The 12027-nt window shown below is 63.5% G+C and carries 2 protein-coding genes and 1 pseudogene; 1 reads left to right on the top strand and 2 read right to left on the bottom strand.

The genetic code is table 11. From position 1 onward, the window contains the following. The first annotated feature begins 5 nt into the window (after positions 1-5). Positions 6-10415 carry a two-partner secretion domain-containing protein gene (locus G4G71_RS10250; protein WP_240964898.1) on the top strand — a complete coding sequence of 3470 codons (10410 nt, stop codon included), beginning with the start codon at positions 6-8 and terminating at the stop codon, positions 10413-10415. A gap of 811 nt (positions 10416-11226) precedes the next feature. On the opposite strand, the gene G4G71_RS29930 is transcribed toward G4G71_RS10250, so the two are convergent. Together G4G71_RS29930 and G4G71_RS30105 are read right to left on the bottom strand one after the other, a co-directional pair. After that, positions 11227-11466: a cold-shock protein gene (locus tag G4G71_RS29930; protein ID WP_192430913.1), complete on the bottom strand. Its 240-nt coding sequence runs from the start codon at positions 11464-11466 to the stop codon at positions 11227-11229. Between the two features lie 93 nt (positions 11467-11559). After that, a pseudogene (locus G4G71_RS30105) lies at positions 11560-11823 on the bottom strand (cold shock domain-containing protein membrane protein); the annotation flags it as partial. Positions 11824-12027: the final 204 nt, after the last annotated feature.

Consider the following 12027-nt stretch of genomic DNA (forward strand, 5'->3'; position numbering starts at 1 on the left):
TTGATATGGACATCCGCCACCCGTTGTACCAGGCCATTGCCAGCGTCCTCGCCGGCATCCTGATCCTCAATCCCATCGTCGCGGCGGCCGCCGAGCTGGCGGTGGATGCGGCGGCGGGGAGCAATACCCACCTGGGTGCAGCGGGCAACGGCGTGCCGGTGGTGAACATCGCCACGCCCAACGGCGCGGGGCTCTCGCACAATAAATTCACCGACTACAACGTCGGGCAGAACGGCCTGATCCTCAACAACGCTACCGGTAAGACCCAGGCAACCCAGCTGGGTGGAATCATCGTCGGCAACCCGAACCTCAAGGGCGGCGCAGCGCAGAAGATCCTCAACGAAGTCACCGGGGCCAATTCCTCGCAATTGCGCGGCTACACCGAAGTGGCCGGCCAGTCCGCCCACGTCATCGTCGCCAACCCCCACGGCATCACATGCAACGGCTGCGGTTTCATCAATACCCCGCGCGCCACGCTGACCACCGGCAAGCCGTTGATGGATGGCGAGCGCCTGCGCGGCTATGACGTAGACGGCGGTGAGATCGCCATCGAAGGCGCCGGCCTGAACGCCAGCAACCTCGACCAGTTCGAACTGATCACCCGCAGCGCCAAGCTCAACGCCGACCTTTATGCCAAGCAGCTCGCGGTGGTGACCGGGCGCAACCAGGTGGACGCCGAAACCCTGGCCGCCACCGCCAAGGCCGACGACGGCAGCGCCAAGCCGCAGCTGGCCATCGACAGCTCCGCGCTGGGCGGCATGTACGCCGGCGCCATCCGCCTGGTGGGCACCGAGCAGGGCGTGGGTGTGAAGCTGGCGGGAAACATGGCCGCCAGCGGTGGCGATATACAAATCGATGCCAATGGTCAGCTGTCTCTTGCGCAGACCAGTGCTGCCGGCAGCCTGCGCGCCAAGGCCAGTGACATCGCTCTCAACGGCCAGACATATGCGGCCGGCGTCGCCGAGTTGAGCGCGACCGGCCAACTGAGCAACAGCCAGAGCCTGGCTGCCGGCCAGCGCGTGGCATTGAGCGCTGCGCAGGTCAGCAACAGTGGCATCGTCGAAGCCGGGGTCAACCCGGATAACAGCCGCAACGCCCAGGGCGACGTGGCGATCACTGCGCAGAGCCTGCGCAACAGCGGCAGCGTGGTGGCCAGCCGCAACCTCGAAGCCAATGCCAGCGGCACGCTGGACAACCAGGGTGGGGCGCTCAAGGGCGCTGACACCCGCGTCACCGCTGCCACCCTGGACAACCGCCAGGGCCGCCTGCTCGCCGGGAATCAACTGACGCTTAGCGCTGCGAGCCTGGACAACCGCAACGGCCAGGCCGTCGCCAACCGCCTGCAAGTCAGCGGTGGCGCGCTGGACAACCGCCTCGGCCTGTTCTCCGCCGAACAAGCGCTGGACTTCACCCTCGACAACCTCGACAACAGCGGCAAGGGCAACCTCGTCAGCAATGGCACCCTGCAAGCCCGCGTTCAGCAGAAGCTCGACAACCAGGCCGACGGCCTGCTTTCGGCCAAGGGCGCACTCGGCGTGCATGCCGGTACCCTCGACAACCGGGGAGGACTGGTGGTCGGCGATGCCGGGGTGACCTTTTCCGGCGCCAGCCTGAACAACAGCGCGCTGGGCGTGATCAGCAGCCTGGGCGAGCTGAAACTCGACATCGGCCAGCTGGACAACAGCCAGGGCGGCGCCCTCGACAGCGGCGCGGCGCTGTATCTGACCGCCGGCCAGGTGGACAACGATAAAGGCAGCGTCAGCGCCAAGGGCGACCTGCAGGCCAAGGCCGACCGCTTCAGCCAGCAGGGCGGCGAGCTGCTCGCTCAGGGCGCGCTGAACCTCGAAGCCGGGCAGCTCGACAACCGTAACGGCGGCCTCATCGCCGCCAACAACGGTGTGACCCTCAAGGGCACCGACCTGCTCAACCAGGGCGGCGAAATCTCCAGCCGCGCCAAGGTCGACGTACAGGCCGCTAGCCTGGAAAACGGAGCCGGCAAGGTCATCGGCGACGCCGGCCTCAACCTGCAGGTGCAACGCATCGCCAACCGCGCCGGCACCCTGGCCGGTCGCGACGGCCTGACTGTCACCGGGCAGAGTCTGGACAACCAGGGCGGCCTGCTCAACAGCCAGAAGAATCTCTGGCTGCAACTGGCCGGCGCGCTCGATAACAGCGGCAACGGCGCGCTGCTCAGCCAAGGCACCTTGACCCTCAACGCCGGCAGCCTCGACAACCGCGCCGGCACTGTCTCCAGCGCTGGCCAACTGTTCTCGCGCCTGGCCGGCGCCCTGAACAACCAGGGTGGCAAGCTGCTCAGCGACGCGACTATCGACCTCGCCGGTGCAGACCTGAACAACGCCGGCGGCATCCTCAGCGCGGCGGGCGACATCAGCCTTCAAGGCACCAGGCTCGACAACAGCCAGAAGGGCCGCATCGTCACCGACGCCGCTATCCACCTCGCCACCGCCCAATTGGACAACAGCCAGGGCGGCAGCCTGTCCGCCCGTGGCGTCATCGACGGTCGCGTGACTGGCCTCGACCAGCACGGCGGCGGCCAACTGATCGGCCAGGCCGGTATCGACCTCGACCTGCAAGGCGGCGCCCTGAACAACGCTGGCGGCCTGCTCGGCAGCCCCGGCCAACTGGTCCTGCGCAACGTCGCCAGCCTCGATAACCGGGGCGGCGAAATCTCCAGCGACCGCGCCTTCGCACTCACTACCGGCACGCTGCTCAACCAGGGTGGCAAGGTTCTCTCCTCTGATCGCCTGACTCTCACCACGGGCGCGCTCAACAACAGCGGCGCCGGCGTGCTGTCTGGCAACAACGGCCTTACCGTCAACGCCGCCAGCCTCGACAACAGCCAGGGCGGCACCCTCGCCAGCCGTAGCGACCTGCTGCTGCGTAGCCAGGGCGCGCTGGACAACCACGGCGACGGCGCACTGGTCGCCGGTGGCCAACTCGATGTCGGCAGCGCCAGCCTGAACAACCAGGGCGGCCTGCTTTCCGCCAGCGGCAACCTGCTGCTGGCCACCGGCACCACCGACAACCGCGACGGTCGCCTGCTCGCTCAAGGGCGCCTCGACGGTACCACGGCCGACCTCGATAACCGCGACGGCGTCATCAGCGGCGCACAGGGCCTCGACCTCGGCGCTGGCAACGTCCTCAACGACGCCAGCGCTACCGGCAAACCCGGTGGCCTGATCACCAGCCAGGGCGCGCTGACCCTGCGTGGCGGCAAGCTCGAATCCACCGCAGGCGGGGAAATCTCCGCCAAGGGCGACCTGCACCTGATCGTCACCCAACTGATCCAGCAGCAGGCGGCGCTGATCGGCGAAGGCAAGGTCACGCTCGACCTGGGCAACGGCGTCCTGCGCGGCGACTTCGACAACCGTGGCGGCCTGCTCAGCGCAGGTGGCCTCCTGGCAATCAACGGCCTGGGCAGCCTCGACAACCGCGGCGGAGAAATCTCCGCCAGCCAGGGCTTCGCCCTGACCGCCAGCGGCACCCTCGACAACCGCGACCAGGGCCGCATCATCAGTGCCGGCCAGCTCGACCTGAATGCCAACACCCTGCGCAACGCCAACCAGGGCCTGTTCTCCGGCTGGCAGGGCCTGGCAGTCAATGCCGCCAGCCTGGACAACAGCAGCGGCGGCACGCTGTCGAGTCGCGACGGCGCGCTCACCCTGACCCTGAGCGGCAACCTCGACAACCACAACGAAGGCGCGCTGGTCAGCAAAGGCAAGCTCAGCCTTGGCGCCGGCAGCCTGAACAATGCCGGCGGCATCGTCTCCACCCAGGGCGACCTCGGCCTGGCCCTCTCCGGCAACCTGGACAACAGCGCCGCCGGCCTGCTCAGCACCCAGGGCAGTCTGACCGGCAGCGCCAAGGCTGTGGCTAACCGTGGCGGGCAGATCAGCGCCGCCAGCGTCGACTATGACGCCAGCAGCCTCGACAACAGCAGCGGCAGCCTGGTCAGCCAGGGCGCCCTGCGGCTCGGCCTGCTCGGCACGCTGCTCAACAACGGCGCCGACTCGAAAATCGCCAGCGGCGGCCCGCTCAACCTGAACATTGGCAGCCTGCAGAATCACGGCGGCCAGCTCGCCAGCCAGGGCTTGCTCAAGGTCCTCGCCGGCAGCTTCGACAACAGCGCCGGCGGCACCGTGGCCGCGCAAACCGACCTGACCCTGACTCTAACCGGCGAACTGCTCAACGGCCAGGACGGCCTCATCTTCGCCAAGACCGGCCAGCTCAACGTCAGCGCCAGCCGCATCGACAACAGCGCCGGCACCCTGCAGGGCCAGGGCGACACCACCCTCAAGGCCACTGGTGCGATCGGCAACCAGGGCGGCCACATCATCAGCCAGAGCGGCCAGCTCGACCTGGGCAGCGCCAGCCTCGATAACAGCAGCGGCGGCGTTCTCAACGCTGCAGACGGTAGCCTCAAGCTGGTCACCGGCACCTTCAGCAACAACGCCGGCACCACCCAGGCGAAGGGCCTCGACATCACCGCCACCGGCGGTATCGACAACCGCACCGGCCACCTCTCGGCGGTCAGCGGTGACAACCGCATCAGCACCACCGACCTGAACAACCAGGGCGGCGGCCTGTATGCCGGCGGCCTGCTCTACCTGCGCGGCAACCAGCTGCTTAACGACGGCGCGGCCCTCGGCCAGGGCGGCAAGATCGGCGCCGGCAGCGTCGACGCCAGCCTCACTGGCGCGCTGAACAACCAGTTCGGCCTGATCGAAAGCAGCGGCAACCTGACCCTCGGTGCGGCCAGCATCAACAACGTGGTGGGCTCTATCCGCGCACTCGGTCAGGCTCCCGGCAGCCTGTTGCTCGCGGCCAGCCCGACGCAGATGAATATCACCAGCGGCGGCCTGTTCAACAACAACCTCGGCCGCATCGAGAGCGCTACCCAGGACCTGATCCTGCAGACTGGCGCCCTGCAGAACGGCGGCGGCAACGTGCTGCATGTCGGCACCGGCACCTTCGGCATTGACCTCGCCCAGGCCGGTCAGGCCGGCGGCAACTTCACCTCCAACGGCAGCCTGACCTATCAGGCCGACAACTGGACCAACAACGCTGTCATCCAGGCGCGCAACCTGAACCTGACCATCGGCCAGCTCAACCAGGGCCTCTACGGTCAGTTGCTGGCCGCGCAGAGCCTGATCGGTCGTGGCGGCGACTGGACCAACAGCGGGCTGATCGCCAGCGACGGCACGCTCGATCTCGATCTGAGCGGCAACTACACCGCCGATGGCCGCGTGAGCAGCCTGGGCAGCCTGTCCCTCGACGCTGGCTACATCGGTATCGGCCTGAGCGGCAGCATTGGAGGCGGTGGCGCGACGACAGTCATCAACAGCAACGGCACCCTCGACAACGGAGGTCGCCTGACCGCTACCCAGGACCTGCGCGTCAGCGCCGCCAGCCTCAACAACCGCGGTACTCTCGGCAGCGCCGGCAATCTGTATCTGGGTGCCGGTAGCCTGCTCAACGAGAACGGTTTGATCTTCAGCGGCGGCAACATGCAGCTGCGCACGCAGAACTTCACCAACCGCAACGCCGACCTCTACAGCCTGGGCACATTGCACATCGCCGCCAACGACCAGGAAGGCTGGGCGAGCAGCGTGCAAAACATCTCCGGCAGCTTCGAGAGCGGCGGGGCCATGACCCTGCTGGTGCAGGATTTCGACAACCGCCGTGCCGACGACTTCCAGATCGGCGAGCGCATTGTTGCGGGCAATTTCCGCATGTATGCCGACGATGTCTGCGATGGCAAGGGCTGCGAATTCAAGTTCCAGTCCTGGGAGCGCTATGAGGACATCATCCTCAAGGACGCGCCTCAAGCTTCGATCACCGCCGGCGGTGACTTCCGCTTCCGTGGCGGCTCCTTCGACAACCTCTACAGCAGCATCGCCTCGGGCCGCAATATCGACATCCAGACGGCCACCTTCCGCAACCAGGGCGCTGCTGGTGGGGAAGAGCGTCACCTTGATGGCAGCTTCTATTCGCGTGATGACAACCTGTATTGGGCCGTTCGGAACAACAAAGACCTGTACAACCGCTACAACGATCCCAATTCGCCAGACTACAGTCCCGGCGCATTGACTCGACTGCAGATTCTTGAGTCTGGTGGCTATCCGGAGGGAAAAGCCTTTCGGAGCATGACCGAGTCCGTCATCCCTGTCTCCGGCACGCCCGCCGCCTCCGCGGTGATCCAGGCCACCGGCGACGTGGTGATCAACGCCAGCCAGAGCTTCGACAACAGCGTGGTGAAGCGCGATGCCGGAGTGCAGACCATCAGCCCGCGCGACGTCGGCGTGGCCAATGGCGCCACCACCGTGCAACTGGCGATCACCTCGCAGCTGCCGCCGGACCTCGCCCAGAAGCAGGTCAACCCTGTCACCCTGCCGGGCTTCAGCCTGCCTCAGGGGGAGAACGGCCTGTTCCGCCTCAGCGGCCAGGGTGGCAGCGGTGGCAGCACCGGCACCGTACAGGGCGCCGGCGATCTCAGTTTCAACGGCCAGACCATCAGCGCAGCGCAGCGCGAGCAGAGCCTGGGCGGCGGCACCGCCGGCGCTGGCAACGTCGCCCTGGGCAATAGCGCCGCCAGCACGGACGCAGAGTCTGGCGCCGCCCTCAACGTCCCGCGTGTGCAGGGCCTGCCCAGCAGCGCCACGCCGAGCAACAGCCACAAATACCTGGTCGAGACCAACCCCGAACTCACCAGCCTCAAGAGCTTCCTCGGCTCCGACTACCTGCTCGGCCTGCTTGGCTACGACCCGGACAAGGCGCAGAAGCGCCTGGGCGACGGCCTCTACGAACAGCGCCTGATCCAGCAGGCCGTGGTCGCGCGTACCGGCCAGCGCTACATCGACGGCATGGCCAGCGACGAGGCCCTGTTCAAGTACCTGATGGACAACGCCATCGCCTACAAGGACAGCCTCCAGCTGCAACTGGGCGTCGGCCTCAGCGCCGAACAGGTCGCCGCGCTGACCCACGACATCGTCTGGCTCGAAGAAGCCACCATCAACGGTGAAAAGGTCCTGGTGCCGGTGCTCTACCTCGCCCAGGCCGAGGGGCGCCTGGCGGCCAACGGCGCCCTGATCATGGGCAACGACCTGTCCCTGATCAGCGGCGGCAACCTGACCAACCAGGGCACCCTGCGCGCCAGCGGCGACCTCGCCGCCAGCGCCGCCAACATCAACAACAGCGGCCTGATCGAAGCCGGCAACCGCCTCGACCTGCTGGCCATCGACAGCATCCGCAATGCCGCCGGCGGCATCATCAGCGGCCGCGACGTCAGCCTCACCGCGCTGACCGGCGACGTCATCAACGAGCGCAGCATCACCTCGGTCGACGCCAGCAACGACGCCCACCGCATCCACAAGGAGATCTCCAACAACGCTGCCCGTATCGAAGCCCGCGGCGACCTGGAGATCACCGCCGGACGCGACCTGATCAGTGCCGGCAGCGTCCTCCAGGCTGGCGGCAATGCCAGCCTCACCGCCGGGCGCGACCTGCGCCTGGAAGCCGCGCAGGAAGTCGACAGCTTCGACTTCCAGAGTCGCCGCATTACCGGCAACGTCACCAGCGTCACCCAGCACGGCAGCGACGTGCAGGTCGGCGGCAACCTGGAGCTGAACGCCGGCCGCGACCTCAGCGCCGTCGCCAGCCGCATCGACGCCGCCCGCGACATCGCCATGAGCGCCGGGCGCGACGTCGTCCTCGCCTCCGCCGCCAACGAAGAACACAGCGACGCCAAGTACAAGGGCGGCGGCAAGAAAGTCACCACCCAGGAAGACCACGTTGGCCAGCAGGCCACCGAAGTCATCGCCGGCGGCGACGTCCTGATCAGCGCGGGTGAAAACCTCACCCTCGTCAGTAGCAAGATCGGCGCCGGCAACGAGGCCTACCTGGTCGCCGGCGACAAGATCGAACTGCTCGCCGCCAACGACAGCGACTACTCGCTGTACGACATGGAGGAAAAGGGCAGCTGGGGCAAGAAGAAAACCCAGCGCGACGAAGTCACCGATGTCCGCGCCGTGGGCAGCGAAATCAGCGCCGGCAGTGACATCACCCTGCTCAGCGGCGGCGACCAGAAGTACCAGGGCGCCAAGCTGGAAGCGGGCAATGACATCGCCATCCTCAGCGGCGGCGAAGTCACCTTCGAAGCGGTCAAGGACCTGCACCAGGAAAGCCACGCCAAGAGCGACAGCGACCTCGCCTGGACCAGCTCCAAGGGCGAAGGCAAGACCGACGAGACCCTGCGCCAGACCCAGATGATCGCTCAGGGCAACATCGCCATCAAAGCGGTGGACGGCCTGAAGATCGACTACAAGCACATCGATCAGAAGTCGGTAAGCCAGGCTATCGATGCGATGGTGCAGGCGAATCCGAGCCTGGGTTGGTTGAAGGAGGCCGAGGCGCGCGGAGATGTGGATTGGCGCGCGGTGAAGGAGATTCACGACTCGTACAAGTACAGCAACTCGGGGCTGGGTGCCGCGCCGCAACTCATCATTGCCATCGTCGCCTCCTACTTCCTTGGGCCGCTGTATGGCGCCATGGCCAGTAACCTCGCGGTTGGAACCATCAACAATGGTGGTGATATTGGGCAAGGTCTTGAATACGCCACCACATCCGATGCCCTCAAGAGCTATGCGATGGCGGGTGTCGGTGAATACGTCATCTCGCCGAAGCTGGATAGTTATTTCAAGGTCTCCACAGACACCGCCAACCAAGTCACCAAGGGATTCGACCTTAGTACTTGGGCTGGCGAGAAAGGCATTGGTGCCTTTGCTGCCTATAACAGTGCTCAAGCCCTGTCCCAGGCAGTCATGCAGCAAGCAGCGTTCGGCGGCAGCTTCGCCGATAACCTGATGGATGCCTTTAGTACTCAGGCCGGCAACCTGGGTATGGCAGTCGGGTTCAATGGTGTGGGGGATTGGGCGGCGGGGCAGTATGGCGGCAATGTTTATCGGGACGGCAGCCTGCAGAAAATCGTTGCCCATGCCTTGATGGGAGGCCTGCTCGCCGAAGCAACCGGCAGCGATTTCAAGACCGGCGCCATGGCCGCCGGGGTCAATGAGGCCCTGGCCAACGTGCTACATGGCTGGGCTAAGGGCGATCCGAAGTTCGAGCTGATGGAGTCGCAAATCGTTGGCGTACTGGCTGCGGCAGCGGTGAATGGCGACGTAGGCAAAGGCGCGGAAATTGCGAAGAACGCTACCGCCTATAACCGCCAGCTCCACCCGGAAGAGCAACGGCAGATTCGTGAAAAGGCGAAGGAGCTGGAGGCCCAATACGGAAAGATCGACCTCGGGAGCCTGACTTGGGAGGACATGCTCACTCTCAGCGCTGGTACTGCCGTGGACAAGACGCAGAGCGAGCAGTACCTGAGCTTGCTCAAGCAATTGGATGGCCTCAATCCGGACAGCAGTCTGAGGGCCAATTTCGACCACATCAGTGAAATTGCCTTTAACTCCGTCTCTACGATGGGTATGGGCAGTGAGCCGTTACGCTGGGCCAACGGCGAACCGATCATTGCGCACGGCCAGCCGGTGTACGCCTTCCAGGCCACGGCGGAGCAATTTGCCGACAGCAACCTGTTCAACCAGCCGTATCTGGGCAATCAGTCCAGCGCCGCATGGGCCAACTTGCAACGCGCTTTGGCTCAGTACGGATCCGATCAGACCGGTACCCACAACGGAGAGATCGGGAGCTTCAAGGGTCAGATCGATCAGCAGCAGTACATCCGGGAGGCACTGGGGCTCGCCGTTGGCGACGGCATCCTCATTAGCACGCCGGAGGATTACCTGATACCGGCTGGAGGAGCTGCCAAAGGCGCCGCGACAGCGACAGGCAAGCTGGTTAAGGGATTTGGAGAGGCTCTTGCTAGCAAGATTGAGGCTAAGCTGGCAGAGTCGGCCGTGGCCAACACGGTTGCAAAAGGAACTGCTGTAGTTCCACGCCAAGGGACCATTACCTTTGAGTCTGGCAAGACGCTCGAAGGTTTGAGTGCATCCGAACAGCAAGGGCTGAAGGCTATTCAGAATCTTGGCTACGATGTCCATGTTCCGTTGGAGGCTAGTAAGAAAGGGATTTCTGGAGTTCCCACCTCTGAGTTCCAGGTGCAGGGTTTAGGCAAAATTGATGTGTATAAGCCGGAGCAACTTAAGCCTACGACAATTGCACGGGAAATTGAGGTGAAGGTTGTTAGTGGTCAAGCTGACTCTGTGGTGGTTGTCGTTCCAGAAACGTTTAGTAAATTCGATATGTACAAGTCAGCAGCTATGGCTTTTGGTAAAATAAAAGGCGGTCAGCCTATTCCTTTGAATCAAGTTATATTTTCTCAAGGAGAAAAGACGATTCAATTGGATAAGTCGGCAGTTAATAGTCTATTGGGGCGATGATTCATGGCTAAATTCTTATGTAGATGTTCTCATCTGATTAGCCTGATTAGCTCGCCTACTCCGGATCAGTTCACGCTTGTTCCTAATATTTTGCTATATGAATTGGCGGAGCGTGCGAGTAAAGAGAAGGTTCCATTTGATGACTTCTTTGAACGTATAGACGCCGTAAGCAAAGATGTTCTCAAGTGCCCTTCGTGTGGCCGGGTCTGGATTAGAGATGGAGAGGGGCCAGAATACTGGCCTTATCTTGCAGAGAAGGAATAGAAGTAACCCCGGCTTAGCCGGGGTTATTTATTTCTCCGTCACCGCCCTCGCTTCCGACCGAAAAGCGACCGAAAAGCGACCGAAAAGGGGACAGATTTATTTTTCTACTCTAAAGCTGGACGCGGAGTCAGGATTAGAGTTTCGAAAATAAATCTGTCCCCTTTTTCTCTTGTCCCCTTTTTTCTCTTAATGAGCTTCGATGTACTTCAGTGGGGCGAGAAATGAATCGAGAGGTTGTGAAGAGTTGGATCGCTGCTGGAATAGTCTTGGCTAAAGATTCCAACGAGGATGTTGATTGCCCTGTGTGTGGAATGGCAAAGCTGTTAGTGAGGGATATCAGGAGAAGTACGGGCTCTTCCGAATTTGAGCGCCTGTTGAAATGCCCGTCTTGTGGAGCCAGAAACGCGCTCAGGATGAGTGACGAAGCACCCTGGTAATCGCAAAACAGGGCTCAGGGGCAGAGCATGTCTTAGGTGGACAGTCAGAGTCCGCGCGCTCCGGAATAAAAAAGCCCGCCATTCGGCGGGTTTTTTCATGGGCGTAACGCTCAGCGCCGATTAGGCAGCGCAGCAATCACATCCTCTGCCTGCAATCCCTTGTCGCGCTGAACGACGGAGAACTCCACGCGCTGCCCTTCAATCAGGATGCGGTGGCCCTCGCCGCGGATGGCGCGGAAGTGGACGAAGATGTCCTCGCCCGAGTCGCGGGAGATGAAACCGAAGCCCTTGGAGGTGTTGAACCACTTCACGGTGCCGGTTTCGCGGTCGACGCCTGCGAAGGTTTCGATGGCAACGCTGGCGCTCGGTTTGTTGAGGCTCGCTATCCATTGCAGGACGACGGCGCCGGCCAGGCTCAGCAGCGGCAGCACGATGGCCGGTTGATCGCCGATGAAGGGCAGCGGGGCGAGCAGGATCAGGATCTGCAGGACCACGGCCAGCACGACCAAGGCGGTGGCGAGGCTCTGCAGGGCGGAGGGGTGTTTCAGGTTGCTGCTCGGGGCGAGCAGGAGGCTGGTCAGACCGAGCAGTGCCAGGTAGATGGCATCGCTCTGTTGCAGGTAGGGCAGGGCATCACTACGCAGACTCGGGATCAAGGACAGCAAGAGTGCGGCGACGCCCGTCACGAGATGGACGATCTTCAACATGGCTACGGATTCACCTTGAGCGGGTAACGAAATAAAGAAGCAGCCAGCCCCGGGTGCGACGCCAGAAAGGAAAAATGAAAGCGTGCCGGGCGGCCTATGCGAGAAACGCACGGCGGGTATTTAACCGCAATCCAGTTGCCTTCTCAAATCAACCGCTTAGGCCATTCGTAGGGGGAGGCAGCCGGTTTTCCGGCCGGCTGCTTA

The sequence above is a fragment of the Pseudomonas multiresinivorans genome, assembly GCF_012971725.1.
Lineage (GTDB): Bacteria > Pseudomonadota > Gammaproteobacteria > Pseudomonadales > Pseudomonadaceae > Pseudomonas > Pseudomonas multiresinivorans.